Origin of the sequence: Rhizobium mongolense USDA 1844 (assembly GCF_000419765.1) — a bacterium.
Lineage (GTDB): Bacteria > Pseudomonadota > Alphaproteobacteria > Rhizobiales > Rhizobiaceae > Rhizobium > Rhizobium mongolense.
This window is the reverse complement of sequence record NZ_ATTQ01000009.1, coordinates 161,270-188,174: the sequence shown is the minus strand read 5'-3', so window position 1 is coordinate 188,174 and position 26,905 is coordinate 161,270. Positions and strand designations below refer to the sequence as shown.

Here is a 26,905-nt window from a genome sequence, read left to right as displayed (position 1 = left end):
TTCCTCAGAGGCGGCATAAACCATGACCAAGATCACCCTGAGGGATGTGGCGAGAGAGGCCGGTGTCGGCACCGCGACGGTCGAGAGGGTTGTCAACGGCCGTGGCGGCGTAAGGCCGGAGACGGTGGAGAAGGTCTTTCTGGCGGTCAGGAAACTCAACTATCGGCATGTGATGCCAGAGGCCCATCGCGGCCTTGTCCGGATCGAAGTCGTCCTCGTGCGCCCGGAAACGAACTTCTATTCACGTATGAACCAGGCGTTCGAGAGGATCGCCGCCCTGCTTGATCACAGCATCGTCGTTCACCGGACCTTTGCCCGCGAAAACGACCCTGCGGATTTCGCGCATTATATCGCAAAGCCGAAGAACCGGCGGTCCTCGCTGATCGTCGTCGCCCCCGATCATCCGGATGTCGTCACGAGTGTCAGGCAAGCAGCGGCTCTCGGCATACCTGTCATCCAGATCATGACGCGACCGGCGCCGGAACTGCCCTATGTCGGGATCGACAACTACGCTGCCGGCCGCACGGCCGCCTATTACATGTCACGCATGCAGGCGGGCAAGGCAGGTTCCTTCGTTGCTCTTTGCCACAGCGGCGCCTATGAAAACCATAGGGAGCGTATCCGCGGCTTTTCTGAATATCTCGCGGAGCATGCCGATGGGGGACACGCTTTTGTGGAAGTGATGTTCGACTTCGACGACGAGCACAACACCATAGAACTGCTGCGCAACGCGCTTCGCAGGCACCCGAACGTCATTGGCGTCTATAGCGCCGGCGGCGACAACGTCGCCGTCGCATCAGTCCTCAAAAATCAGCGGACTCGGATGGCATTTTGGGTCGGACACGAACTGAGCGATCAGACACGGAGCTATCTGCGTGAAGGCATCATGTCGGTCGTGCTCGATCAGGTACCGGAGATTGAGGCTCGCAGATCGATCGATCTGACATTAAAGGCGCTTGGCCTGATCGATGTCGACGTCAGTACAGAACCTGTCCGCTTTCTCACCGTAACCCCCGAAAACGTGTGACCGCGCCGGCATGCCCGCCAAGATCGGTGACGAGTTGATGGCAAACCAGCCTGTTCGCAAGATCTCCTTCATCAGTTCCACCCGCGTAGGCTCGCTCTTGATGCGTGGCGCATCCGACAGCGTCAACCGGCTGGTGCCTGGAACTCGGCGGCAACGCGCCGTCCATCGCCTTCGATGACGCAGATCTCCACCTTGCCGTCCAGGGTGCAATCGCCTCGAAGCTCCGCAATGGCGGCCAGACCTGCGTCTGCGTCAACCGCATTCTGGTCCAATCTCGTATGTCTAACGGCCCGAATCAACAAGGCGGCGATCGAGAAGATCAACCTTTCAATCGAAATCCGGCCCCGGTCGCGAAGGCGCCCGGTGCGGCATTGAAGAATATCTCGAAATGAAGAGCTTCCACATCGGCGGGCTTGGCTGACCCGGTCAAGGTCAATAACGCATTGTGGAAATGAGTTACCACTACCGGTCCTGAGCTGAAACGGCGCGATAGAAGATGACCTGCTCGCTCGTCACAATCTGCGTGAGATAATCGAAATCCTTGATGTTGCCAGTCAACACAGCGGCGCCCAAATTCTGTGCCTGAAGCAGAACAAGCGCGTCATTCAGGAAGCGTCGCTCGTGCCCCGCATTCTTGGGCACGTTAGACAGTCGCGCCATGAGGCCCGCTAGAATGCCAGCGGAGCCCCACGCCGCGGTGTCAGGCGCGTGTAATCTATGCGAAGGGATGTCGCTTGCCGTTTCACTGACCGCCTTAAGGACCGCTTTGGTAGACGTGTGAGCCGGATCGAGGCGGCCGAAAACGTGCGTGAGTTCCGACAGGCACACTGCAGAATGGTAGCACAGCCGGTAGGTCAGCAAACGATCAACCGCCTCAGAGGATTTACCTTGAAGGACGTCGAGATACACACAGGTATCCAGAAGGATAGGTCCCCCCAGTAGTGGTTCGTCTTCCGCCCATGCCAGATGGCTATCATCTCTTCGATTGAGGCCACCTGTTCGTTTTTCCGGCTTAATCGAACGGAGGGTCGTCCGTATGTCAAATGGCAAGATCGAGGTCCTGCGGTACCGATCCCTTGCGCCGCACGAGTTTAGCGCCGAAGTCGTCTTCCAACGCAAGGCGTGAAAGGGCCAGCTCGAGAAGTTCCGTATCAGAATTTACGTGAGCCCGTTGTTTGGCGGCCTCTACCAGTTCAGAAGGGACCCTACCGGACAGCCGCGTATTCTTCACGGTCCCCAGCAATCCGCTGGCTCTCGCCTGATCGAGCACCAGCTTATTGCGCTTCTGGGCGATCTCTCTAGCCTCGTTTGGTGCAATTGTACTGCGAGTGGCCACTGCTATCTCCTGTAGTTGAACATAACATAGAATTTGTTCAACACCAGTTCAAGTGACTTCCACTGCATTTCAGAGATCGCCATTACGGGGCGATCACCGCTTTCTGATGATCGTAAACACCCCAGGCATCGGCTGATCACACATTCAGCGGGCGCGTGGTGCCAAGCAGTCGAGCCGGAATTGGGTGTGGTGCCGCCAGCAAAACCGCGACGCGCGCGAACTTCCGATCGCCACCAATAGCCTCGATCTGTGGGAGCGATTTGCGGCCGAAAACAGGCGAAGAGACCGGGTTCTGGCGCTGCGGCCTCTCGATGGCTGGGCACGCTGGCGCGACTTTGCGAAAACGGCCGCGGCGTGACGACCGACAGGCTCGACAGTGTGCAGGCAATCGAACGGCCAAGGCGAGCGGTCGGCGCTGGAAGAGTGGGGTCTTTTCACCGTCGGACCGGACTGCCGATCCCTCACCGACCGCACCTTCTGTTGCCCGGAACTCGGAAGCAGCGTGCATCAGAATTGCGCGGCGCGCGCGGCATCGAGACGACGGCCGGCCGATTGAGCGCCGTGGTGACCGAGAAAGCAACCATTTATCATGACCGGCGGCGCCTGGGCTTCGACCTTCTGTCGCCAACTCGGCATCCACTTCCGCAAGCTTCCATCCGATCGTCAATCCTTTCGTGTCGACCGGTGCGCATGATTGAGAAGCTCCTGGGCAAGGTTGCGGATTTCTAGAAAAAGCGCATTTTTTGTGCATCCGCTTTTTATGCTTAATTTTATGGCTTTTAACTTGCCTGTTTTATTGCAGTGCGTCATAAACGGGGCATGAGCCGTTTCGACCTGACAATTCTGGTCATAGATGAAAATGCGATCCGCGCCTCGATCATCGAGGAGGGGTTGCAGGAGGCCGGCCACACGCGCGTCACCGTCATTCACGAGGTCCAGGGCGTCGCACGCATCATAGAAACACTGAAACCGGACGTTATCATCATCGACATCGAGAACCCGAACCGCGACATGATGGAGCATCTGTTCCAGCTGACACGAACGGTCAGTCGGCCGATCGCGATGTTTGTCGATCGGTCGGATACCGCTTCCATCGAAGCAGCCGTTGAGGCCGGCGTCTCTGCCTATATCGTCGACGGGCTGAAGAAGGAACGGGTCAAACCGATTCTCGATATGGCCGTCAGCCGGTTCAACGCCTTCAGCCGCCTGCGGCGGGAGCTCGCCGATGCAAAGTCGGCGCTCGAAGAGCGCAAGGTCGTCGAGCGGGCCAAAGGCATCCTGATGAAGATGCGCGGCCTTTCGGAGGAGCAGGCATTCGCTCTGCTGCGCCAGACGGCGATGAACGAGAAGAAGAAGATGTCCGAAATCGCACAAAGCGTCGTGACGGCCGCAGGGTTGCTGATGTGACCCGCCGCCACGGCCAATCGATTGTCCGGAGGACTGCGGAGTGAATGCGGTGACGAGAATTGACACACAGCAAGGGCGCGTCTCTGCGCCTTCAAGGCTCAGCAGCGAGGGCCCGCGTGTTCTACGCGCCGGCTTCATTCCCTTGGTAGACGCCTCGGTGCTGATTGCGGCCGCAGAATTCGGATTTGCCGAGAAGGAGGGCCTGACCCTTGATCTCGTCAGAGACGTTTCATGGGCGAATGTTCGCGACCGCCTGGCCTTTCGCCAATTCGATATAGCGCATATGCTCTCGCCGATGCCTGTTGCCGCAGCGCTTGGACTGGGCTCGAACCCCTCGCCGACCATCACACCCTTTTCGCTCGGGCGCGGCGGCAATGCGATCACCCTTTCGACGCGCCTCTTTGAACGGATGCGCGAAACCGCCGGTCTTTCCGAGAAAGCCGGCGCCCTCGAAAGCGCGCGCGCCTTTTCATTGGTGCTGAACCAGATGCGACTGACCGGCGAGCCGGTGCCTACACTGGGGATGACCTATCCCTTTTCCTCGCACAATTACGAATTCCGCTACTGGCTGGCTGCAGGCGGCATTGATCCCGACAAGGACGTGAAGCTCGTCGTCGTCCCGCCGCCGCTCACCTCCGACGCTCTGGCCGCCGGCGCGATCGACGGCTTCTGTGTCGGCGCGCCGTGGAACATGGTGGCGTCTGAGCGCGGCGTCGGGCGGATCGTTGCGACAAAACAGGATATCTGGCCGTCAGCCCCGGAAAAGGTCGTCGGCATGCGGCCGGATTGGGCAGAGAGCCATCCGGAAACGGTCTCCCGGCTGATCGTCGCGCTCGATGCCGCAGCGCGCTGGTGCGACCATGCCGGAAACCACGATGCCTTGGCCGCGGTACTCGCCGATCAGCGCTACATCGCGGCACCCGTCGACATTATCCGATATGTGCTTGCCGGCGAGTTCAGCCTGGACGCCAAGGGCCACCGCCGCGTCATCGACAATTACTTCATGTTCCATGGCGGCTTTGCAAACTACCCGCGGCCGAGCCAGGCATTGTGGATCTATAGCCAGATGGTCCGCTGGGGACAGGCGTCAATCAGCCTGAATAGCGCGCGCGCGGCAGCTTCGGCCTATCGCCCGGACCTCTACAGGACGGCACTCGGCGAGACGTGCACGCCTCAGGACGCCGATATCCGCATCGAAGGCGACAGCGACTACGACCGCTTCATGGACGGCCGCATTTTCGATCCGGCGCGGCTCGTGGAGTATGTCCGCGAATTTGCGGTGAGGCGCACCCTGCCCTTTGCACCGGATGCGGACGAGGTCTGATTTCTTTTGCTTTGCACAAAAGGCTGGCAGCCGTCTGCGCACGAGAAACACCATTCGCACAATATATATGCAAGACTGTCGCAAGCTCAAAAATTATGCATATGGCCTTAAAGCGAAGATCTTGATTGAATTTCAATGATCTAAAGTTCACATCAAAAACTGGCACGCGGCTTGCAAGACTGATCTTGCCCGGATCAATGGCGATCTTGGCGGATGAGCGCGCGATAAGCGCTTACAAAAGACATCGACGTCGCACGGTTTTTGCTGTCCGGGAACTCTCCCTTCCCGCAGACGCAATCTCCGGGCGGCGTTTTTTTATTCCGAGAATTCCTGCGACGACCAACAAGGGGAACCAGCGCATGAACAAGATCCTTACGAGCGGAATGAGCCGCCGCAGCCTCCTGAAAACGACCGCCGCGGCTGCCTTGATCGGCGCCGTCCGCACCGCTTTTCCGTCCGGCGCCTTTGCAGCAGCCGCAGCACCTGAAGTCACGGGCGCCAAACTCGGCTTCATCGCGCTGACCGACGCTGCCGCGTTGATCGTCGCCAAGGAGAAGGGCCTTTTCGAAAAACATGGCCTTCCCGATGTCGAGGTCGCCAAGCAAGCGTCCTGGGGGGCAACACGCGACAATCTGGTACTCGGCGGGGCCTCGAACGGTATCGACGGCGCCCATATCCTTTCGCCGCTGCCCTATCTCATGCATACGGGCAAGGTGACGCAGAACAATCAGCCGGTACCGATGGCCCTGCTCGCCCGCCTGAACTACGACAGCCAGGGCATTTCCGTCGCCAAGGAATATGCCGATACCGGCGTCCAGCTTGACGCATCCAAGCTGAAGGCGGCCTTCGAAAAAAAGAAGGCCGAAGGCAAGGAAGTGAAGGCCGCGATGACCTTCCCGGGCGGCACCCATGACCTTTGGATCCGCTACTGGCTTGCCGCCGGCGGCATCGACCCGGACAAGGACGTCTCGACCATCGTCGTGCCGCCGCCGCAGATGGTGGCAAACATGAAGGTCGGCAACATGGACGTCTTCTGTGTCGGCGAGCCGTGGAATGAGCAACTCGTCAATCAGGGCGTCGGCTTTACCGCAGCAACGACCGGCGAACTCTGGAAGGGACATCCGGAAAAGGCGCTCGGCATGCGCGCCGACTGGGTCGAGAAGAACCCGAATGCCACAAGAGCCCTGCTGATGGCCGTGATGGAAGCCCAGCAATGGTGCGACAGCATGGACAACAAGGAAGAGATGGCGACGATCCTCGGCAAGCGCCAATGGTTCAACGTGCCGCCGAAGGACATCCTTGGCCGCCTCAAGGGGGACATCAACTACGGCAACGGCCGTGTCGCCCATGGCACCGATCTTTACATGAAATTCTGGGCAGGCGGCGCCTCCTACCCCTTCAAGAGCCACGATACCTGGTTCATGGCCGAGAACGTCCGCTGGGGCAAGTTCGCCCCTGACACCGACATCAAGGCTCTCGTTGACCAGGTCAACCGGGAGGATCTCTGGCGCGACGCGGCCAAGGCGCTGGGCGTCGCTGCCGCCGACATCCCCGCTTCTCCGTCCCGGGGCAAGGAAACCTTCTTCGACGGCAAGGTCTTCGATCCGGAAAATCCGTCCGCCTATCTCGATAGCCTTGCCATCAAGGCCGCATCCTGATCCCCACCTCCGGCGCGTGACAGGCGCGCCGGCCTTTTATTCACGACGAGGAGCGCCTCATGTCCGCCCTGGCAAAGAACGAACCCATACCGGCAAAGACTGCGCCGAAGGCCGCAAATGTCGTCCGCCTTGCAAGACAGCCGGCGCCCCGCATCAATATCCGCGGCGTAGCGATGGCGGCTGCGCGCAGCATCGTGCCGCCGCTTGTCGTGCTTACGATCATTCTGACCGTCTGGCAGGTGCTCTGTTCGTCGCCCGACGCCTCGCTGCCCTCTCCACACCGGGTCTGGCAGGAAAGCTTTGATCTCATCGCTTATCCGTTCTTCAACTACGGCTCCCAGGACATCGGGCTTGGCTGGCGCGTCATCATCTCGCTGCAGCGCGTCGCCTACGGCTTCGGCCTTGCCGCGATCTCGGGTGTCGTCATCGGCGCCGTCATTGGCCAATCGGTCTGGGCCATGCGCGGGCTCGACCCGATCTTTCAGGTACTGCGCACCGTCCCGCCACTTGCCTGGCTGCCGCTGTCGCTCGCTGCCTTCCAGGATTCCAATCCTTCAGCAATCTTCGTGATCTTCATCACCTCCATCTGGCCGGTGATCATCAACACGGCCGTTGGCGTGCGCAATATCCCGCAGGACTACCGCAACGTGGCGCAGGTGCTGCGGCTCAACCACTTCGAGTTCTTCTTCAAGATCATGCTGCCGTCGGCTGCGCCCTACATCTTTACCGGCCTTCGTATCGGCGTCGGCCTTTCGTGGCTTGCCATCGTCGCAGCCGAGATGCTGACCGGCGGCGTCGGTATCGGCTTCTTCATCTGGGACGCGTGGAACTCGTCGCGCCTGCCAGACATCATCGTCGCCCTCGCCTATATCGGCGTCGTCGGTTTTGCGCTCGACAAGCTGGTGGCCGCCGCAGGCCGACTGATCACCCGCGGCGCTTCGGCCAACTGAGAGGAACGATCATGACTGCCTATCTCAAGCTCGACCATATCGACAAGCATTTTGACCGGGCCGGAACGCGCGCCGAGGTGCTGAAGGGCATCAACCTGACGATTGCCAGGGGTGAATTCGTATCGATCATCGGCCACTCCGGCTGCGGCAAATCCACGCTCTTGAACCTGATCGCAGGCTTGACGCCGGTTTCGGCCGGTGCTGTGCTTCTCGAAAATCGGGAAGTCAATGCGCCCGGTCCTGAACGCGCCGTCGTGTTCCAGAACCACAGCCTGCTTCCCTGGCTCACCGTCTACGAAAACGTCAACCTGGCCGTTTCCAAGGTCTTCAGCAGCTCGAAGAGCAGAGCGGAGCGTCACGAATGGGTCATGGCCAATCTTGATCTTGTCCAGATGGCCCACGCCAAGGACAAGCGGCCTTCTGAGATTTCCGGCGGCATGAAGCAGCGCGTCGGCATCGCCCGTGCGTTGTCGATGGAGCCGAAGATCCTGTTGCTCGACGAACCCTTCGGTGCGCTCGACGCGCTGACGCGTGCCCATCTGCAGGATGCGGTGATGGACATCCACGCACGTCTCGGCAACACGATGGTGATGATCACCCACGATGTCGACGAGGCCGTGCTGCTCTCTGACCGCATAGTGATGATGACCAACGGGCCAGCCGCCAAGATCGGTGAAATCCTCGATGTGCCGATCGAGAAGCCGCGCAACCGCATCGAACTCGCTTCGGACCGCACGTATCTCAAATGCCGCGAGGCCGTTTTGAAGTTTCTTTACGAACGTCACCGCTTCGTTGAAGCCGCAGAGTAACTTCCAACGGTTATCGCTGTGCAGATGCCGTGTTCGACCACTCGGTTAGAGACGGACCCCGATCGCGCGGACAGAGCATGGAGATTAGGCAGCCAAGATACTGCTTGATTTTGTGGCTGTCTTCGCGCATCTGCGGCGTCGTGTCCGTTGGCTCCTGCACCATCGGCGCGCCGGTAGCGAATGAATGCCAGTAACCCGTGGCGCGGTCTCATGAAAGCTAACAGTCTGAATGTTCTGGTCATTGATGAGAACCGCATTCGTGCGTCGATCATCGAGGACGGTTTGCGCGAGGCCGGTTATGACAGGGTCACGATCATCGATGACATGAATGGCCTTGCCAGGCGCATCACCGAGATCAATCCCGATGTCATCGTCATCGATCTCGAAAACCCCAACCGCGACATGCTTGAGAGCATCTTCCAGATATCGCGTGCGGTGAAGAGGCCCATCGCCATGTTCGTGGACAAGTCCGATGAAGCCTCGATCGAAGCTGCGGTCGAGGCGGGAGTTTCCGCATATATCGTTGATGGCCTGAAGCAGGAACGGGTCCGACCCATCCTCAAGATGGCGATCAGTCGTTTCAATGCGTTTGCGCGATTGAGCCGAGAGCTGGAAGAAACACGCGGCGAGTTGGAAAAACGCAAACTGATCGATCGCGCCAAGGGGTTGCTGATGCGCACCCGCGGGCTGTCGGAAGAGGAAGCCTACGCGCTATTGCGGCGCACGGCTATGAACCAGAACAGGAAAGTCGTCGAGATCGCTCAAAGCCTCGTCACTGCGGCAAACCTGCTTGATCCTGGAGCGGACGTATGAGGAACAGGCATGACATCACCGCGGGCTTCGTTCCGCTTCTCGACAGCGCGCTGCTCGTCGTCGCCAAAGAGAAGGGCTTTGCTGAAGCGCAGGAAGTGGCCCTCACGCTCGTGCGGGAGCGATCCTGGGCAACGATCAGGGACAGGCTGGCGGTCGGTCATTTCGAAGTCGCTCATATCCTTGCGCCCATGCCGATCGCCTGCAATTTCGGTCTCATGGCTCCCGCGCCGCGCATGATCGTGCCCATGGCGCTTGGGCTCGGCGGAAATGCCGTCACCGTTTCGGGCCCCTTGTGGCGGGAAATGGCCGATGCTGGCGCAACCGATCCCCTTGATGCGCGCTCAAGCGGTGCGGCGCTGAAAAAGGTGATCTCGCGGCGGGCAGGCGACAGGCTCCGTTTCGGTATCGTACACCCCTATTCCGGACATAACTACGAATTGCGCTACTGGCTTTCTGGAAGCGGCATCGATCCGGACCGCGAGATCGAGATCATGACCCTTCCGCCGCAGGATATGGGTGACGCGCTGAGGTCCGGTCTGATCGACGGCTATTGTGCTGGAGAACCTTGGAATACTTTCGGCGTCCTGAAACGCGGCGCGCACCTTGCAACCGTCAAGGCAGCGATCTGGAAATCCAGTCCCGAAAAGGTGCTGGGCGTGAACAGTCGCTGGGGCGATAGCCATCCTGACGCTCTCGTGGCCCTCCTGCGAGCGCTTTACAATGCCTCACTCTGGTGCGCCGACCCCGCCAATCATGAAGAGCTTGCCCTATTGCTTTCAGGCCCGGCCTATATCAACAGCCCGGTAGAGTGGCTTCGTCCATCCGTCACCGGCGTGCTTGAAGTTGGCCGCAACGCTACGCAGACGGTCAGCGACTTCTTCGTCCCGCACGCCAAGGCAGCGACGTTTCCATGGAAGAGCCACGCGCTTTGGTTCTACACGCAGATGGTCCGCTGGGGCCACGTCGATCACACCGCGGCCCACCAGAACGTGGCCGGCAACACCTACCGGCCGGATATCTATCGCAATGCTCTAAAGGCGCTCGGCGTTGCCATGCCGGCTGCAAGTTCTAAGGTTGAGGGCGCCTTGCGCATGGAAACGCCAGTTGGCTCCAGCGGTACGATGACGCTCGGTCCGGATGGCTTTTTCGACGGCAATCTCTTTGATCCCGATTGCGTCGATGCGTATATTGCTGCTCAAAAGCAGGCATAGCATGCCGCCTATTTTCTATGCATTGCATAATTTTTGGCCGAAGGAGCCGGCGGTCTCGCCCTGGCCATCCTGACCAATAAGGCTGACTTGCGCCGAGAAAAGACGTAATCGGCCTAGATTTCGAATTGGCACGCCTCTTGCATGGATAATCCCGAGGCCGAAAGGTCGCATATTTCGGCGTCCAAAGACGGGCGCCTCAGGCAAAGCCGCTGATCAGGACACCCCGCGCATTCGTGTGTGCGCGACCTGGCCAGCGGCTTTTTGTTTTAACTCTCAACGATGGATTGGCACGACATTGTCGGGCCCTGGAGAAGCCATGCCTTTTTCTGTGAAACCCCAGTCTATGTCCGCTGGCGAGCCAGCCAGAGCATTGTGGATTTCGACGGTCGCCTTCACCGTTTGCTTCGCCGTCTGGACGATCTTTGCGATTATAGGCGTTCGTATCAAACAGGAGCTCGGCCTCAACGAGGCAGAATTCGGATTGCTGATCGGCACGCCTGTGTTGACCGGCTCGCTCGTCCGGATCGTGCTTGGCATATGGACGAGCCGCTACGGCGGCCGTCTGGTCTACACGCTCACCATGGTGGCAGCGGCCATAGCGACTTTCCTGCTCTCCTACGCAACAAGCTACACAGAAATGCTGATCGCAGGACTCGGGATCGGCCTCGCCGGTGGTTCCTTCGCAGTTGGTGTCGCATATGTCTCGCCGTTCTTTCCGCCAGAAAAGCAGGGAACCGCGCTCGGGATTTTCGGCGCTGGCAATGTCGGAGCCGCGGTTACCAAGTTCGCGGCGCCCTTCGTCCTCATCGCCTGGGGATGGCAGGCGGTTGCTGAAATCTGGGCTCTCGTTCTTTTGGCGATGGCAATCGTCTTCTGGTTTTCGACCACCGACGACCCGGCCTTTCGCGACCGCCGCTGTCGCGGCGTCGCCTCCAAGAGCTTCCTCGAAGAATTCGCTCCTCTCAAGAACATCCAGGTCTGGCGTTTCTCGCTTTATTATTTTTTCGCCTTCGGCGGCTTTGTCGCCCTGTCTTTGTGGTTGCCGCGCTATCTGGTCGGCGTCTACGGATTCAATCTGGAAATCGCCGGCATGATTGCTGCGGCCTATTCCGTGCCAGGCAGCATCTTTAGAGCATTCGGCGGCGTTCTATCTGACAAGAAGGGCGCAAGAAGCGTCATGTACGTGATGCTGGCCGTTTCCGCCGCCGCCACGCTCATCCTGTCTCTACCGGCTGCATCTCCATCGGGACCCGGGCCTGCGCTTGGTATCACGCCGGCAATCTTCATCATCGTCATCTTCGTGCTCGGCTTCTTCATGAGCCTCGGCAAAGCAGCCGTCTACAAACACGTTCCGGCCTACTATCCCGAAAGCGTCGGCGCTGTCGGCGGCGTCGTCGGGATGATGGGCGGCCTTGGCGGTTTCATCCTTCCGATCGCTTTCGGCCTGCTCAAGGACATCACCGGCCTTTGGTCCAGCTGCTTCCTGCTGCTCTTTGCGATCGTCGTGACGTCGCTCATCTGGATGCACCTGTCCGTAAAGCACCTGTCACGCCAGGGGCACGCCGTGCCTGCAGTGGCGGCAACCTAATCTAAGGACTTGTAACTATGACAGAAAAACTCGTTATCATCGGCAACGGCATGGCGCCCGGGCGCATGCTCGAGCACCTCTTCGAAAAGGCCCCCGGCCAATACGAGGTCACAATCTTCAACGCCGAGCCGCGCGTCAATTATGACCGCATCATGCTCTCGCCTGTTCTTTCCGGAGAAAAGGACTATGAGCAGATCATCATTCACGGCGACGGCTGGTACATCAAGCACGGCATCACGCTCTACAAGGGCCACAAGATCGTTGCGATCGATCGGCACGCGAAGACCGTGACCTCCGACCACGGCGTCACCGAAAGCTACGACAAGCTGGTAATCGCCACCGGCTCCGTGCCCTTCATCATTCCGGTTCCGGGCAAGGAACTCCCCGGCGTCATCACCTACCGCGACCTCGACGACGTGCAGGCAATGCTGCTCGCTGCCCAGTCACGCGAAAAGGCGATCGTTATCGGCGGCGGCCTGCTCGGTCTTGAGGCGGCAGCCGGTCTTGCCCAGCGCGGCATGGACGCGACCGTGCTGCATGTCATGCCGACACTGATGGAGCGTCAGCTCGATCCTGCGGCCGGCTATCTGCTGCAAAGGGCAGTCGAGGAGCGCGGCATCAAGGTCATCACCAAGGCAAATACCAAGGCAATCATCGGCGATGGCAAGGTCGAGGGCATCGAGCTCGACGACGGACGGATCATTCCGGCAACGCTCGTCGTCATGGCCGTCGGCATCCGTCCGAATGTCGGCCTGGCGAAAGAGGCTGGTATCGCGGTCAATCGCGGCATCGTCGTCGATAACGGCATGCAGACCTCGGACGGCAGCATCATGGCGCTCGGCGAATGCGCCGAAGTCGGTGGACAGGTCTACGGTCTCGTCGCTCCGCTCTACGAAATGGCCCGCGTTGCCGCCGCCCATCTCTCCGGCGACACCTCTGCGGCCTTCGTTCACTCCGACACTCCGACCAAGCTCAAGGTCACCGGCATCGAGCTCTACTCACTTGGCGATTTCGCCGATGGCGACGACCGCGAGGAGATCGTCCTTCGCGACGCTTCCGCTGGCGTCTACAAGCGCCTGGTGCTGAAGGACAACAAGATCATCGGAACTGTGCTCTACGGCGAAACCGCTGACGGCGCCTGGTTCAACGATCTCAAGAAGAAGCAGACCGACATTTCCGAGATGCGCGAGACGCTGATCTTCGGACAGGCCTACCAGGGAGGGTCCCCGCTGGACCCTATGGCGGCCGTTGCAGCCTTGCCGGATGACGCGGAAATCTGTGGCTGCAACGGCGTATGTAAGGGCAAAATCACCTCGGCGATCACGGCCAAGGGGCTGACCTCGCTGGACGACGTGCGCGCTCACACGAAGGCGTCGGCCTCATGCGGCTCCTGTACCGGCCTCGTTGAGCAATTGATGGCGCTGACGCTCGGCGACAGCTATAACCCTGCCTCCGTGCAGCCGATGTGCACCTGCACCGAACTTGGCCATGACGACGTCCGGCGCCTGATCAAGGCCAAGGGGCTCAAGACTATCCCTGCCGTCATGCAGGAGCTGGAGTGGAAGACTTCCTGCGGTTGCGCCAAGTGCCGTCCAGCGCTCAACTACTACCTCGTCTGCGACTGGCCGGACGAATATGCCGACGATTATCAGTCGCGCTTCATCAACGAGCGCGTCCACGCCAACATCCAGAAGGACGGCACCTATTCGGTGGTGCCGCGCATGTGGGGCGGCGTTACCAGCTCCAAGGAGCTGCGCGCCATCGCCGACGTGGTCGACAAGTTCGAAATCCCGATGGTTAAGGTCACCGGCGGCCAGCGCATCGACCTGCTCGGCGTCGAGAAAGAGGACCTTCCGGCCGTCTGGGCCGATCTCGGCAAGGCAGGCTTCGTCTCCGGTCAGGCCTATGCCAAGGGCCTGCGCACGGTAAAGACCTGCGTCGGCTCCGACTGGTGCCGCTTCGGCACGCAGGATTCAACCGGGCTCGGCATCCGTATCGAAAAGTTCATGTGGGGCTCCTGGACGCCGGCAAAGCTAAAGATGGCTGTCTCTGGATGTCCGCGCAACTGCGCGGAGGCGACCTGCAAGGATGTCGGCGTCATCTGCGTGGATTCCGGCTACGAAATTCATTTCGCCGGTGCGGCCGGTCTCGACATCAAGGGCACCGAGATCCTTGGTCTCGTCAAGACCGAGGACGAAGCGCTGGAGCATATCGTTGCGCTGACGCAGATGTACCGCGAGCAGGCACGTTACCTCGAGCGCATTTACAAGTGGGCCAAGCGCATCGGCCTCGACGAGATCCGTCGCCAGATCATGGGCGATGCCGAAAAGCGCAAGGCCTATTTCGACCGCTTCGTGTTCAGCCAGAAATTCGCCCAGGTCGATCCCTGGTCGGAGCGTGTCTCCGGCAAGGATAAGCACGAGTTCAAGCCGATGGCGACAATCGGCTATCCGCAGGCTGCAGAGTAAGGAGATCAGCATGAACTGGATTGCAATCGGTGATATCTCCGAGATCCCGCTGCGCGGAGCGCGTTGCGTGAAGACGCCGCAAGGCAAGATCGCCGTCTTCCGGACGGCTGAAAACGAGGTCTTCGCCATAGAAGATCACTGCCCCCACAAGGGCGGCCCTCTCAGCCAGGGTATCGTGCATGCCAAGGCGGTCACCTGCCCGCTGCACAACTGGGTCATCTCGCTCGAGACCGGCAAGGCGCTTGGCGCCGATGAGGGCGCGGTGCGGACCATTCCGGTCCGCAACCAGGACGGCGCCCTCTTCATCGCCCTCGAAAGCTTGATGATGGCGGCGGAATAGATGGCAAAAGAGATCAAGACGACCTGTCCCTACTGCGGCGTCGGCTGCGGGGTGATCGCCAAGATCGCAGATGACGGCAATGTGTCCGTCAAGGGCGACCCGGACCATCCGGCCAATTTCGGGCGGCTGTGCTCGAAGGGCTCGGCGCTCGCCGAAACGATCGATCTCGACGGACGCGTATTGCATCCGCAGATCGCGGGACGGCGGGCCGGATGGAATGAGGCTCTTGATCTCGTGGCGCAGCGCTTTTCGGATGCCATTGCCGAGCACGGGCCTGACTCCGTCGCCTTTTATGTCTCCGGCCAGTTGCTGACCGAGGACTATTACGTCGCCAACAAGCTGATGAAGGGTTTCATCGGCTCGGCCAACATCGACACCAACTCGCGCCTGTGCATGTCATCTTCCGTCGCCGGCCACCGCCGCGCCTTCGGCGCCGATACCGTGCCCGGGACCTATGAGGATCTGGAAGTGGCCGATCTGGTGATCCTTACCGGGTCCAACCTCGCCTGGTGCCATCCGGTCATCTATCAGCGGCTGGCGGCTGCCAAGGCGGCGCGTCCCGGCATGAAGGTCGTCGTCATCGATCCGCGCCGGACGATGACTGCCGACATCGCAGATCTGCACCTAGCGATCCGGCCGGACGGCGATGTGGCTCTTTTCCTCGGCCTCTTCGAGCACCTGATCGCAAACAATGCCATCGACCAGAATTATGTAGCCGAACACACGAACGGCTTTGCCGAGGCTTTTGTATCCGCCTCTGGTGTCTCCTTCAACGAGATACTGGAGCTCACCGGCTTACCGGCAATGCAGATTCGCGAATTCTATCGCCTCTTCGAGGCGACCGAAAAGACCGTCACCTGCTACAGCCAGGGCGTCAACCAATCCTCGTCAGGGACCGACAAGGTCAACGCCATCATCAACTGTCACCTCGCCACCGGACGCATCGGCAAGCCGGGCATGGGTCCCTTCTCGCTCACGGGCCAACCGAACGCGATGGGCGGCCGTGAGGTTGGCGGACTGGCGAACATGCTTGCCGCCCACATGGCGATTGAGAGCGCACAAGACCGCGATCGCGTGCAGCGCTTCTGGCAGTCGCCGGCAATTGCCGAAAAGCCGGGTCTGAAGGCCGTCGACATGTTCAAGGCAGTCGGCGATGGCCGCATCAAGGCGCTCTGGATCATGGCGACGAACCCGGTGGTCTCGCTGCCGGATGCCTCTGCCGTCGAGGCCGCGATCAGGGCCTGCCCTTTCGTCGTCGTCTCGGATATTCTCACGACGACAGACACCGCCCGCCATGCCCACGTATTGCTGCCCTCTCTTGGCTGGGGAGAAAAGAGCGGCACAGTCACCAATTCCGAACGCCGCATTTCCCGCCAGCGTTCCTTTATCGACGCCCCCGGCGATGCACGCGCGGATTGGTGGCAATTGGCCGAGGTCGCACGCCGCATGGGTTTTGCCGATGCGTTCGCCTTTGCCTCTCCAGCAGACATTTTCGATGAACATGCTGCGCTTTCCGCCTTCGAAAACAGTGGCAACCGCGATTTCGACATCGGCGCCTATGCCGGCATCGAGAAAGCTGCCTATGACGCGATGACACCCTTTCAGTGGCCGCAGCCCACCGGCGACGAGAGGGCTGTGACCCGTTTCTTTGCGAAGGGCAGCTTTTTTCATCCCGATCGCAAGGCACGCTTCGTGCCGGTTGAGCCGCCCGCATCCGACCGCACCAGCGCCGACTACCCCTTCACGCTTAACACCGGACGTATCCGCGACCAGTGGCACACGATGACGCGCACTGGCAAAAGTGCGCGCCTTTCGGCCCATATCGCCGAACCCTTTGCTGAACTACACCCCCGAGATGCGATGGAAATCGGTATCGGCAATGCCGGTCTGGTCGAAATTGAAAGCCCGCAGGGAAAGGCCCTCGTGCGCGCGCTGATCACCGAGCGCCAGGCCCGCGGCAGCATTTTCGTTCCCATGCACTGGAACGATCAATTTGCCGCCAAGGCTCGCATCGATGCAGTGGTTGCCCCGCTCACCGATCCGTTCTCCGGCCAGCCTGCCTCCAAGAACATCGCCGTCGCCGCCCGGCCATTGAAGGCCGTCCGCTACGGCTTTGCAGTCTCGGCGAGCAAACCGCAAAGCCTTGGTGCCGCCTATTGGGCCTTGGCGAAAGCAGATGGCGGCTGGCGACTGGAACTCGCCTTCGACCACGCGGTCGAAGACTGGTGCGGCTGGTGCCGCAGCACCTTTGGTATTCCTGCCGAGATCGAGCCGCTCGGCTACGCGGATCAGCAATCCGGCGATCTGCGACTCGCCTTCTTCGACGGCACGCGCCTGCTTGCTGCGCTGTTCCTCGCCCGCGAACCGGTCGCCGTCGCTCGCAACTGGGCGATCTCACAGCTTGCCGCCGAACATGGCGACTTGCGCAAGCGCTTTGGGCTTGTCGCCGGCCGGCCGGGCGCCGACAAGCCGGACCCAGGTGCCACGGTCTGTTCCTGCTTCGCCGTCGGCGTCAATCAGATCGTCGCGGCGGTGCGCGGCGGCTGCCACAGCGTCGAGGCAGTCGGCAAAGAGCTCAACGCCGGCACCAACTGCGGCTCCTGCCGCGCCGAAATCAAGGGGATCATCGATGGATGTCTTGCAGCAGCCGCGGAATGACAATCCTGCCCGCATGGAGCCGCTTGCAAAGCTGCCCGTCTTCTGGGGGCTTGAAGGCAAGAGGTGCGTGGTGGCCGGCGGCTCCGACGCCTGCGCCTGGAAGGCGGAACTTCTTGCCGCCTGCGGCGCTCATGTCGAAATCTACGCCGAAACGCTGAGCGACACCTTCAAGGCGCTTCTTGACCGCAATCTCGAGCACGCCGCGGCCAGACTGATCCATCATCCGAGGCATTGGCAGGTGGAAGGTCTGACGGGCGCTGCCATTGCAATTGCCGACTGCGACGACGAGATTGAAGCTGGGCGCTTCTTCGACGCGGCATGCGCGACGGGCGTCCCGGTCAATGTCATCGACAAGCCTCATTTCTGCCAGTTCCAGTTCGGATCGATCGTCAACCGCTCGCCTGTCGTTGTTGCAATCTCGACGGATGGCGCAGCACCCATTCTTGCCCAGACCATCCGCCGCAAGATCGAGACCTTGCTCCCGCGCACGCTGAAATCCTGGGCTGGACTTGCCCAGTCGATACGCGGCAAGGTCAACGGGCTCCTTGAAACCGCTTCCGCGCGGCGACTTTTTTGGGAAAAATTCGCCGACATGGCTTTCGACGGTTCTGCTGTCAACCATCCCGAGGAGCAGCTTTTGCTTGCCGCTCGGGGCTTGAAGTCCACAACAAGCACAATCGGACGCGTCACGCTCGTCGGCGCGGGGCCTGGCGATGCCGAGCTTCTGACGCTGAAGGCGGTTCGCGCGCTGCAGGCCGCCGACGTCATCCTTTTCGATGATCTCGTTTCCACCGAGGTGCTGGAACTCGCGCGCCGCGAGGCCAAGCGCATGCTGGTCGGCAAGCGCGGCGGCCGCACCAGCTGCCGCCAGGAAGACATCAACGCGATGATGGTAAAACTTGCAAAGGCGGGCAAGCGCGTCGTCCGTCTCAAGGCCGGCGATCCCATGATCTTCGGCCGCGCCGGCGAAGAAATCGCTCATCTTGATCGCGAGAACATTCCGGTCGACGTCATTCCCGGCATCACGGCCGCAAGCGCGATGGCCTCACGCCTCGGCATTTCGCTGACCCATCGCGAGCACGCCCAATCTGTGCGCTTCATCACCGGCCATTCCCGCCATGGCGGATTGCCGATGGATGTCGATTGGGCCACCGCTGCCGATCCGCATACGACCACCGTCTTTTATATGGGCGGGAGAACAGCGCCGCTCATTGCCGACCGGCTGATCGCCGAAGGCCTGTCGCCCGAAACGCCAGCCGTCATCATGAGCGACGTGAGCCGCACGACGCAGCGTCAGTGGCATGGGAACCTTGCAGGGCTTGCCGAAGGCATCAGCGAGGTCGGCTACGAAAACCCCGTCCTGATCGCAGTCGGTGATGTTTTTGCCGGCCGGCAACGCGCCGCGCACGCAGCCCCTTTGTCGGCCGCTGCGTCTTGATAGGTGCCTTTCAACTGCTGCACCCGCAAGAGATCTACTCTTGCGCATAACGGAGAAACGGCCGAGCGGCAGCAAGATTCTGCGTTGTGTTTCCCTTCGAGGGAATCTCGAAAAAGGATCTACAAATAAGTGGTTCGGCAGATTTCTAAAAACGAATGGTTCAGGCTTTAGCTCATGGTAGCAAGAACTGCAGGATCGTCGTTGACCCACTTCCTGTCATTCCCCATTTGCAGGCAAACTCTCTGCGGCGGCTTGCTTCATAACGGCAAGAAGCGTCAGGGTTACCCAGAACGAATTAAGCTCTTCCTGTTGACCAACGAGGGCATCAGCAGAAGATGCTCCGGATCGCTACGCCCCTCGATCCTGGACAAAAGCGTTCGCGTCGCTGCTTCACCGAGCTCCCTGCCCGACTGGTCGATGCTTGCCAGATTGACCAGGCTAAGAGCTGCGGTCGTCGAATTGTCATAGCCCACGACCGCCAGGTCTTCGGGTACCCGCACGCCCATGTCCGCGGCTGCGCTCAAAAGCGTAATCGCATCAAGATCGCTCCAGCAGAAGACGGCACGGGGCCGATCGCTTCGCGCCAGGAACACCCGCATTGCCTCCTCGCGCTTAGGGGAATGGACAGGAATGTGGCTGATCGGTGCTGAGGAGCTCAGTCCGGCACACAGCATGGCGCGCCGGTATCCGATTTCACGCTGGCGCACGACGGAGACCTTGTGACCTTCGCGGGCTCCCAGGCTGAGCATTTCGATGTCGCGATAACCACACTTCAGCAATGCCTCTACCGCAATTTCTGCCCCTCGCTGGTCATCGGTGTTGACCGTGTCGAAGGTCTTTGCTTTCGGATCATGATAGCCGACAGCCACGATCGGAACTTGTGCTGCGAATTCCGCAATGATTTCAGTAGGAAGGCGAGGAGCGACGAGGATGAGCCCATCCATCTTATAGTCGATCATAGATTCGATAAGCGAGGCCTCCAGTTGCATGCGGCCCTCGCCGACGCCGATCATTGCCTGGTAGTGCGACGGCGCCAGGACGCCATTCACGCCGTCGATGACTTCGGGCAGGAAGGGATTGCGTATGTCGACAAGGAGCAACCCGATCGTGAACGTACGACCGCGCAGGCCGCGTGCGGTCCTTGACGGCCGATAACCCAGTTCTTCAATCGACCCGGTCACCTTGGCGCGAAGGTTCTCGCTCACACCATATGCATTTCGCATGACTTTCGAAACCGCCGCGACAGACACACCTGCATGCGCAGCAACCGTCCGTATCGTCACACGATCGCGCTTTGCGGGCTTCGACTTCTCTTTGATTGGCATGAAATCCTCAGATTCGATCTGCAGGCCCTAAAGCCTCACCAAATCACCATGGCAGACCGGTCGCAAAATATCTATTGCGCTTCTGAAAAAAATGTAGAACGTTATACGAAGAACGTTCTACAAAAAATGTGGAGGACCTGATGAATTTTCAGCCGATGGCTGCCAGCGTCAATCTGGTTTCACGCGACTGGACCAGCGATATGATCGCACCGCTGTCGGATCGCGGTCAGGGAACGGCCGCAAGTTTTGTCGCCAAGACGTTCAACTGCGATGGCGCAGAGACGCCTGCCGAACTTTTCATTTCAGCGCTCGGCCTTTATCGCTGCTTCATCAATGGCAAACGGGTCGGCAATGACCTCCTGACACCCGGCTGGACCAGCTACGATCATCGCCTGGCCTATCAGCGCTACGACGTCTCAGACCTCATCAAGCCTGGCCAGAATCGTATCGAGATCTGGCTTGCCGACGGTTGGTACCGGTCTCCTCTCATGTGGGGTCAAAAGGCCATTCCCAATTGCTGGGGTGAGCAAACGGCAGCCATTGCAGACCTGATCGGGCCGAGTGGCGTCATTGTCTCAACCGATACCACGTGGCAGAGCGGGCTGCTGCCTATCCGCAAATCCGGCATCTATTTCGGTGAGATCTATGATGCGCGCGAAGAAAGGCTTGCCGACACGCACGGCACGGTGAGGCTGCCATTCGACAAGGCGTTGCTCGTCGCGCACGAAACGGCGCCGGTGCGTGAATTGCCGCCGATCGCTCCGATTGATAGTTGGACCGACGCGGAAGGGCGAACGATCTATGACTTCGGCCAGAACATCGGAGGCTATGTGCGCTATACCGTCCGCGGGGCAACAGGCGCAGAAATCCGCGTGGAACATTCGGAAGTCTTGGGGCCTGGCCGTCACTTCGACAACCGCAACTATCGCACCGCAGAAGCCCATACGATCTATACGCTCTGCGGAGACGGCGAACAGACCTACGCGCCGCACTTCAGCTTTCAAGGCTTCCGCTATGCCAGAGTGACGGCTAGGGGCGATGCACGTATCTTGGCGATCTCGTCGGTTCCGATCTCCTCCGTGCCCAATGTGACCGGCGGCTTCCAGTCGGGCAACGCGCTCGTCAACCGGCTTGTCCAGAACACGATTTGGTCACAGCGCGCCAATTTCATCGAGGTCCCGACCGATTGCCCCCAGCGCGACGAACGCCTCGGCTGGACAGGCGACGCTCAGGTGTTTGCTGCAACGGCCTGCTGGCTGACGGACAGCCAGACCTTCTTCCGGAAATATCTGCGCGATGTGATGGCCGATCAACGTGAGGATGGTGCCATTTCCCATTTTTCGCCCGACCCGACACGCCTGCATCCGAAAAACTTTCCGGGATTTGCCGGTTCGACCGGCTGGGGCGACGCCATCGTCGTGATCCCCTGGGTGCTTTACACGCATTACGAGGATCGGGCAGTTCTTTGCGAATGCCTGAATGCGATGGTGCGTTGGGTCGACTTCGTCTGGTCGATATCGGACGGTCCGATCGTGCGCCCGCCGTCCCGCTGGGGCGACCGCGGCTTCACATTCGGGGACTGGCTGCAGCCGATCGGCGACAACCGGAAGCCGCGCCCGACGGTTGCCGACGATTGCGCTGCAACACTTTACCACTTCATCTCCACCGACTTGCTGGCGAAGATCGCAGCGATCCTCGGCAACCGGGCGCTGGAGGCGCGCATGAAGGGCCGTGCTGCAGAAATTCGACGTGCGTTTGCGCACGAATTCATCGCACCATCCGGACGCATTGCACATAACGACCAGACGTCTTACGCGCTGGCGTTCCTATACGACCTGGTCCCGGCTGCGCACCATGAGGCTGCCAAGCAGCACTTCAGACAGGTGATCATCGATGCGGACTACAAGATCGGCACGGGTTTCATAGGCACCCCCGCCCTGCTGCCGGCTTTGACGAAGCTCGGATTGGACGACCTTGCCGAAAAGGTGTTCCTGCAGGAGGAGGTTCCGGGCTGGCTCTATCAGGTGTCCAAGGGCGCAACCACGATCTGGGAGCGCTGGGATTCAATGGCGCCGGACGGCACGATCTACGAGCCTGACATGAACAGCTACAACCATTATGCCTATGGCGCCGTGTGCCAATGGCTGTTTGAGAGCGTCGCGGGCATCTCGCCAAGCCGAAGCGCGCCTGGTTTTTCCGAGGTCATCGTCGATCCAGCGCCGATTGCCGCGCTCTCGCCCGTCACCGCCTATCATGACGTGCGTCAAGGTCGAATTGAAGCTCGATGGGAGTGCAGCGGCAACAGGGTCACCTATAAAGTGACGCTTCCAGAAGGCTGCGTCGGTCGATTCCAGCCCGGACGACGGCATCAGAACCCGCTGCTTAACGGCGAGCCTGTCATGGGGGAAGCCGTCCTTCGAGCGGGAACACATGAGCTGATCTTTTCTCTTCCCCATCTTTGAGGAGCACACCTGCCACCGTCAAACCGTTCAGAGGAGGAACGTCATGACAAACCGCATCAAAGTCATTCTTGCCGGTGCGTCGGCACTCATAACGCTGATTGCCGCGGGGCCGTCGCACGCAGAAACGACGCTCTCGTTCCTGATCGATAACAGCCCTGATACGGTCGCAGCCGCCGAGGCACTGGTTGCAGCTTACGAGAAGATCGCACCGGATGTAACGATCGAAATCGAGCAGCGGCCGGGTGGTGGCGAGGGCGACAACATCGTCAAGACGCGGCTGGCGACAGGCGAGATGTCGGATGTCTTCCTGTACAATTCCGGCTCGCTGATGCAGGCGCTGAAACCTGCACAGACGCTGGCCGACCTCAGTGATCTTTCGTCGCAGGCAAAAGTAGACGAGGGCTTCAAGGCCGTGGTCCGCGCTGACGGCAAGCTATACGGCGTTCCCTTCGGAACGGCGATGGCTGGCGGGATCCTCTACAACAGAAAAATCTATCAGGACCTCGGCCTGCCAGTCCCGAAGAGATGGGCCGAGTTCATGGCCAACAACGAAAAGGTGAAGGCGGCCGGCAAAGTCGCTGTTGCCCAGACTTATCGCGACACCTGGACCTCCCAGCTCTTCGTTCTGGCGGATTATTACAACCTGCATCAAGCCGCGCCGAACTTCGCAAACGACTATACGGCCAACAAGGCGAAATACGCGACGACGCCTGCGGCCATGAAAGGTTTCGAGCGCCTGAAAGAGGTTCATGACGGCGGCCTGATGAACGAGGATTTCGGTGCAGCAAGCTATGACGACGGCCTCAGGATGGTGGCGACAGGCGAAGCCGCCCATTATCCTATGCTCACCTTTGCCGTCGGCGCTTTGAAGCAGAACTATCCGGAAAATCTTCAGGGCGTCGGCTTCTTCGCGCAGCCGGGGGACGATGCGGCCAAGAACGGTCTGACGGTCTGGATGCCGCCTGCCCTTTATGTCCCGCTCGCCAGCCAGAGTGCGGATGAAGCCCGGAAATTTGTGGATTTCGCCGGAAGCGTCGAAGGCTGTAAGATCATGGTTGAAACCAACACGGCCCAAGGTCCGTCCCTGGTCGACGGATGCGCGCTGCCGGCCGACGTCCCGCCCGCGGTGAAGGACATGCTCCCCTATTTCGAAGCGAAGGCGACTACGCCGGCGCTGGAATTCGTGTCGCCGATCAAGGGACCTGCTCTTGAACAGATCACCGTCGAGGTCGGGTCCGGCATCCGCCAGCCAGCCGAGGCGGCCGCGCTTTATGACGATGACGTGCGCAAGCAGGCAAAGCAGCTCGGTCTACCCAACTGGTAGTGGCCCTTCGGGAAAGCTGACCTCGCCCTTCACGGGCGGGGCCTACCCGATCGAAGAGGTAAACATGACCGAAACACGCCTCCGCTCACGCAAATCGCCTTATCCCTTGTGGTTTTTTCTTCCTGCCGCAGCCGTCTACGGCGTGCTGTTTGTCGTCCCTACTGTGTCCTCTCTCTGGTTCAGCCTCACACGTTGGGATCTTTCGACCGCCGAGTTCATTGGATTGGAGAACTTCCGACAGTTCTTTTCCGAGCCGTTTCTGGTCAAGGGCCTCGTCAACACGCTGATCTATGCCTTAACGACCTCCGGCCTGAAGACGATATGCGGGCTCCTGCTCGCCGTGCTGCTGACCGGCAATATTTTCGCGCGAGGCTTCCTGCGCACGCTCGTTTTCTTTCCAGTTCTGGTATCGACGATCGGCATCGGCATTACCTTTACCGTGATGATGCACCCGACAAAGGGCATCATCAATGCCATGCTTGAAACGCTCGGCATTCCCGGACCAGGCTGGCTGACCAATCCGGCGCTTGCTCTTTTTTCCGTGGCGCTCGTCGATCTCTGGAAAGGCGTGGGTCTTGCCACCTTGATTTTCATCGCTGGCCTGGCAGCAATCAGCCCCGATTACTACGAGGCTGCCAGAATTGACGGTGCCACACGTTTCCAGCAGTTCTGGCGCATCACTCTGCCTCTTGTGCGTCCGGCGACGATCACCGTCATCACGCTGTCGTTGATCGGCGGCCTCCGGTCGTTCGATCTCATTTGGGCGATGACGCGCGGTGGGCCGGGCTTTTCCTCGGATGTGATCGCGTCGGTCATCTACAAGCAGTATCAGGCGGGATTCTACGGATTGTCGACTGCGGGCAATGTCATCCTGTTTGCGCTGATCGCCATCATCATTCTACCGCTTACCATGTGGCTCAACCGGCGCGAGGTCGAACAATGAGACAGATGCGGCCCTATACGAGCGGCGTGATCGCACTTGCCGTCGCCACGGTCATCTTCGTGCTGCCGTTCGTGTTCATTGCGCTCCAGGCGGTCAAGTCGAAATCCGAGGCATCCCGGCTCGACTTCGCGCTCCCGAAACAGTGGCTGTTCTGGAACAATCTCGCAGCAGTGTTCCAGGCGCGCGACTATCAGCTCGTGCTGGCATATTTCAATTCGACGCTGATCACCGTCGTCTCGGTCACCATACTGATACTGTTTTCGGCGATGGTCGGCTATGTCATGCAGCGCCGCAGAACCCGCTGGAATGCCGTTGCCTCGGGTGCGCTCTTCATGGGACTGATGATGCCGCCGGCTGTCGTTCCGACGATCGGACTGCTTCAGGAAATCGGCCTCTTCAAGACCATGACCGGAATGATCCTGATCCAGGTCGCCTATAATCTCTCGTTCTCGACCCTGCTCTACCGATCGTTCATTTCGACCATTCCCCGCGATCTCGATGAAGCGGCACTGATCGATGGGGCAAAGCCTTGGCAGATATTTTTCCGGGTGATCCTACCTCTGCTCAAGCCGGTGACGGTGACCAATATTGTCGTGCAGTCGATCGCGATCTTCAACGATTTCACGAACCCGCTCTATTACCTGCCAGGCAAGGAGAACGTCACCGTGCAGCTGACGCTCTATAATTTCCAGAGCATGTACACGAGCCAGTACAACCTGCTCTTTATGAACATCCTGCTCGTTACGGTCCCTCCCCTCATCGTCTTCATTTTCTTCAACAGGCAGATCGTGGCGGGCATGACTGCCGGCGCAGTGAAAGGTTAGTGTAAGATGGCTGAGCTCACCCTCACCCGGATTTGCAAGAGCTTTGGCGCCCTTGATGTCATCAAGGGCATCGATCTGGAGGTGCGTTCCGGTGAATTCGTCGTATTTGTCGGGCCGTCTGGATGCGGAAAATCCACCTTGCTGCGGATCATTGCTGGGCTTGAGGAGTCGACGTCCGGCAAGCTGACCATAGGCGGCAAGGATGTCACGGACGCCGAACCATCGAAGCGCGGTATCGCCATGGTATTCCAGAGCTATGCGCTTTATCCGCATATGACGGTTGCGGAAAACATCGGCTTCGGGCTTTCGCTTGCCCGCCGCCCGAAATCCGAGATCGAGGCCAAGGTCCGCGCAGCAGCCGAGACCTTGCAGCTCATCCATTTGCTCGACCGCAAGCCGAAGGCGCTTTCCGGCGGGCAAAGGCAGCGCGTTGCCATCGGCCGCGCGATCGTTCGTGATCCGAAAGTCTTCCTGTTCGACGAGCCGCTCTCGAACCTCGACGCATCTTTGCGAGCGCAAATGCGGCTTGAGATTGCAGAACTCCATACCCGCCTGAAGACAACCATGATCTACGTTACCCACGACCAGGTCGAGGCGATGACGATGGCCGACAAGATCGTCGTCCTGAACGGTGGCAGGGTCGAGCAGGTGGGCAGCCCGATGGAACTCTACCGCAAGCCGGCGACGCCCTTCGTCGCGGGCTTTATCGGCAGCCCGAAGATGAACCTTTACACGGGCGAGGTTGCGCAGCGCTTCGGGTGCCAGACCTACGGGATCCGACCCGAGCATATTCGCCTTTCCCAAGCCAAAGGCGCCTGGCAAGGCAGGTCAGACATATCGAGCGCCTCGGCGCCGATGCCATCCTCTATCTGGATGTTCCGGAAATCGGCGAAATGGTGGTGCGGGCCGAAGGAGAGACCGCTTTTGCAACGGGTGCCACCGTTTGGGCGAGTCCGGTGGAAGGCGCAGCGCACAGATTCGGCGTTTAGCCGGCTCGTCG

The 26,905-nt window shown here is 60.0% G+C and carries 20 protein-coding genes and 3 pseudogenes; 20 read left to right on the top strand and 3 right to left on the bottom strand.

What is annotated here, in order from left to right:
• Window positions 1-22 precede the first annotated feature (22 nt).
• Window positions 23-1,027 (top strand): LacI family DNA-binding transcriptional regulator, encoded by a 1,005-nt coding sequence (locus A3C3_RS0119220; protein WP_022716209.1) that lies wholly within the window; start codon window positions 23-25, stop codon window positions 1,025-1,027.
• Between the two features lie 7 nt (window positions 1,028-1,034).
• Window positions 1,035-1,302, top strand: a pseudogene (locus A3C3_RS48615) (aldehyde dehydrogenase family protein); the annotation flags it as partial.
• A gap of 187 nt (window positions 1,303-1,489) precedes the next feature.
• On the opposite strand, the gene A3C3_RS0119210 reads toward A3C3_RS48615, so the two are convergent.
• Both A3C3_RS0119210 and A3C3_RS0119205 read right to left on the bottom strand, forming a co-directional pair.
• A complete protein-coding gene (locus tag A3C3_RS0119210; protein WP_022716207.1) occupies window positions 1,490-2,077 on the bottom strand; it encodes a type II toxin-antitoxin system VapC family toxin in 588 nt (195 codons plus the stop codon).
• Window positions 2,067-2,363, bottom strand: a complete 297-nt coding sequence (locus A3C3_RS0119205; RefSeq protein ID WP_022716206.1) for a hypothetical protein — start codon at window positions 2,361-2,363, stop codon at window positions 2,067-2,069. The genes A3C3_RS0119210 and A3C3_RS0119205 overlap by 11 nt, the downstream gene beginning before the upstream one ends.
• 157 nt (window positions 2,364-2,520) lie before the next feature.
• Here A3C3_RS0119205 and A3C3_RS46155 point away from each other — a divergent pair.
• The 13 genes and pseudogenes from A3C3_RS46155 to cysG all read left to right on the top strand — a co-directional run.
• Window positions 2,521-3,047, top strand: a pseudogene (locus A3C3_RS46155) (NAD(P)/FAD-dependent oxidoreductase); the annotation flags it as partial.
• A 135-nt stretch (window positions 3,048-3,182) separates the two neighbouring features.
• Complete coding sequence (locus A3C3_RS0119190) at window positions 3,183-3,770, top strand: ANTAR domain-containing response regulator (protein WP_022716203.1); 588 nt, start codon at window positions 3,183-3,185, stop codon at window positions 3,768-3,770.
• 49 nt (window positions 3,771-3,819) lie between these two features.
• A complete protein-coding gene (locus A3C3_RS0119185) occupies window positions 3,820-5,094 on the top strand; it encodes a CmpA/NrtA family ABC transporter substrate-binding protein (RefSeq protein WP_145611636.1) in 1,275 nt (424 codons plus the stop codon).
• A gap of 359 nt (window positions 5,095-5,453) precedes the next feature.
• The gene (locus A3C3_RS0119180) at window positions 5,454-6,752 is read left to right on the top strand and encodes a CmpA/NrtA family ABC transporter substrate-binding protein (protein WP_028739793.1); all 1,299 of its coding nucleotides are present in this window, start codon (window positions 5,454-5,456) and stop codon (window positions 6,750-6,752) included.
• Window positions 6,753-6,811: 59 nt separating this feature from the next.
• Entirely contained in the window at window positions 6,812-7,702 is an 891-nt protein-coding gene (gene ntrB / locus A3C3_RS0119175; protein WP_022716200.1) for a nitrate ABC transporter permease, read from the top strand.
• A gap of 11 nt (window positions 7,703-7,713) precedes the next feature.
• Window positions 7,714-8,511: an ABC transporter ATP-binding protein gene (locus tag A3C3_RS0119170; protein ID WP_022716199.1), complete on the top strand. Its 798-nt coding sequence runs from the start codon at window positions 7,714-7,716 to the stop codon at window positions 8,509-8,511.
• A 210-nt stretch (window positions 8,512-8,721) separates the two neighbouring features.
• Window positions 8,722-9,324, top strand: a complete 603-nt coding sequence (locus tag A3C3_RS0119165; protein ID WP_022716198.1) for an ANTAR domain-containing response regulator — start codon at window positions 8,722-8,724, stop codon at window positions 9,322-9,324.
• Entirely contained in the window at window positions 9,321-10,535 is a 1,215-nt protein-coding gene (locus A3C3_RS0119160; protein WP_022716197.1) for a CmpA/NrtA family ABC transporter substrate-binding protein, read from the top strand. Before A3C3_RS0119165 ends, A3C3_RS0119160 begins: the two co-directional genes overlap by 4 nt.
• Window positions 10,536-10,851: 316 nt before the next feature.
• Window positions 10,852-12,123, top strand: coding sequence for an MFS transporter (locus A3C3_RS0119155; protein WP_022716196.1), 1,272 nt, complete (start codon window positions 10,852-10,854; stop codon window positions 12,121-12,123).
• Between the two features lie 17 nt (window positions 12,124-12,140).
• Entirely contained in the window at window positions 12,141-14,591 is a 2,451-nt protein-coding gene (nirB, locus tag A3C3_RS0119150) for a nitrite reductase large subunit NirB (protein ID WP_022716195.1), read from the top strand.
• A gap of 10 nt (window positions 14,592-14,601) precedes the next feature.
• A complete protein-coding gene (gene nirD / locus A3C3_RS0119145; protein WP_022716194.1) occupies window positions 14,602-14,931 on the top strand; it encodes a nitrite reductase small subunit NirD in 330 nt (109 codons plus the stop codon).
• Entirely contained in the window at window positions 14,932-17,589 is a 2,658-nt protein-coding gene (locus A3C3_RS0119140) for a nitrate reductase (RefSeq protein WP_022716193.1), read from the top strand.
• Window positions 17,561-19,027, top strand: a complete 1,467-nt coding sequence (gene cysG / locus A3C3_RS0119135) for a siroheme synthase CysG (protein WP_022716192.1) — start codon at window positions 17,561-17,563, stop codon at window positions 19,025-19,027. The genes A3C3_RS0119140 and cysG overlap by 29 nt, the downstream gene beginning before the upstream one ends.
• Before the next feature lie 281 nt (window positions 19,028-19,308).
• Here the strand turns inward: cysG and A3C3_RS0119130 are convergent, their stop codons facing one another.
• Window positions 19,309-20,352 (bottom strand): LacI family DNA-binding transcriptional regulator, encoded by a 1,044-nt coding sequence (locus A3C3_RS0119130; RefSeq protein WP_022716191.1) that lies wholly within the window; start codon window positions 20,350-20,352, stop codon window positions 19,309-19,311.
• A gap of 140 nt (window positions 20,353-20,492) precedes the next feature.
• Between A3C3_RS0119130 and A3C3_RS0119125 the strand changes: the two genes are divergently transcribed.
• The 5 genes and pseudogenes from A3C3_RS0119125 (at window position 20,493) to A3C3_RS41645 (ending at window position 26,894) form a co-directional block, all read left to right on the top strand.
• Window positions 20,493-22,814: an alpha-L-rhamnosidase gene (locus A3C3_RS0119125; protein ID WP_022716190.1), complete on the top strand. Its 2,322-nt coding sequence runs from the start codon at window positions 20,493-20,495 to the stop codon at window positions 22,812-22,814.
• Between the two features lie 43 nt (window positions 22,815-22,857).
• A complete protein-coding gene (locus tag A3C3_RS0119120) occupies window positions 22,858-24,138 on the top strand; it encodes an ABC transporter substrate-binding protein (RefSeq protein WP_022716189.1) in 1,281 nt (426 codons plus the stop codon).
• Window positions 24,139-24,202: 64 nt separating this feature from the next.
• The gene (locus tag A3C3_RS0119115; protein ID WP_022716188.1) at window positions 24,203-25,081 is read left to right on the top strand and encodes a carbohydrate ABC transporter permease; all 879 of its coding nucleotides are present in this window, start codon (window positions 24,203-24,205) and stop codon (window positions 25,079-25,081) included.
• Entirely contained in the window at window positions 25,078-25,905 is an 828-nt protein-coding gene (locus tag A3C3_RS0119110; RefSeq protein WP_022716187.1) for a carbohydrate ABC transporter permease, read from the top strand. Before A3C3_RS0119115 ends, A3C3_RS0119110 begins: the two co-directional genes overlap by 4 nt.
• Window positions 25,906-25,911: 6 nt before the next feature.
• A pseudogene (locus tag A3C3_RS41645) lies at window positions 25,912-26,894 on the top strand (ABC transporter ATP-binding protein).
• Window positions 26,895-26,905: the final 11 nt, after the last annotated feature.

Coding starts and splice junctions, on each gene's coding strand:
- A3C3_RS0119220 (WP_022716209.1), top strand. CDS start 23: ATGACCAAGATCACCCTGAGGGATGTGGCGAGAGAGGCCGGTGTCGGC.
- A3C3_RS0119190 (WP_022716203.1), top strand. CDS start 3,183: ATGAGCCGTTTCGACCTGACAATTCTGGTCATAGATGAAAATGCGATC.
- A3C3_RS0119180 (WP_028739793.1), top strand. CDS start 5,454: ATGAACAAGATCCTTACGAGCGGAATGAGCCGCCGCAGCCTCCTGAAA.
- ntrB (WP_022716200.1), top strand. CDS start 6,812: ATGTCCGCCCTGGCAAAGAACGAACCCATACCGGCAAAGACTGCGCCG.
- A3C3_RS0119170 (WP_022716199.1), top strand. CDS start 7,714: ATGACTGCCTATCTCAAGCTCGACCATATCGACAAGCATTTTGACCGG.
- A3C3_RS0119165 (WP_022716198.1), top strand. CDS start 8,722: ATGAAAGCTAACAGTCTGAATGTTCTGGTCATTGATGAGAACCGCATT.
- A3C3_RS0119160 (WP_022716197.1), top strand. CDS start 9,321: ATGAGGAACAGGCATGACATCACCGCGGGCTTCGTTCCGCTTCTCGAC.
- A3C3_RS0119155 (WP_022716196.1), top strand. CDS start 10,852: ATGCCTTTTTCTGTGAAACCCCAGTCTATGTCCGCTGGCGAGCCAGCC.
- nirB (WP_022716195.1), top strand. CDS start 12,141: ATGACAGAAAAACTCGTTATCATCGGCAACGGCATGGCGCCCGGGCGC.
- nirD (WP_022716194.1), top strand. CDS start 14,602: ATGAACTGGATTGCAATCGGTGATATCTCCGAGATCCCGCTGCGCGGA.
- A3C3_RS0119140 (WP_022716193.1), top strand. CDS start 14,932: ATGGCAAAAGAGATCAAGACGACCTGTCCCTACTGCGGCGTCGGCTGC.
- cysG (WP_022716192.1), top strand. CDS start 17,561: ATGGATGTCTTGCAGCAGCCGCGGAATGACAATCCTGCCCGCATGGAG.
- A3C3_RS0119130 (WP_022716191.1), bottom strand. CDS start 20,352: ATGCCAATCAAAGAGAAGTCGAAGCCCGCAAAGCGCGATCGTGTGACG.
- A3C3_RS0119125 (WP_022716190.1), top strand. CDS start 20,493: ATGAATTTTCAGCCGATGGCTGCCAGCGTCAATCTGGTTTCACGCGAC.
- A3C3_RS0119120 (WP_022716189.1), top strand. CDS start 22,858: ATGACAAACCGCATCAAAGTCATTCTTGCCGGTGCGTCGGCACTCATA.
- A3C3_RS0119115 (WP_022716188.1), top strand. CDS start 24,203: ATGACCGAAACACGCCTCCGCTCACGCAAATCGCCTTATCCCTTGTGG.
- A3C3_RS0119110 (WP_022716187.1), top strand. CDS start 25,078: ATGAGACAGATGCGGCCCTATACGAGCGGCGTGATCGCACTTGCCGTC.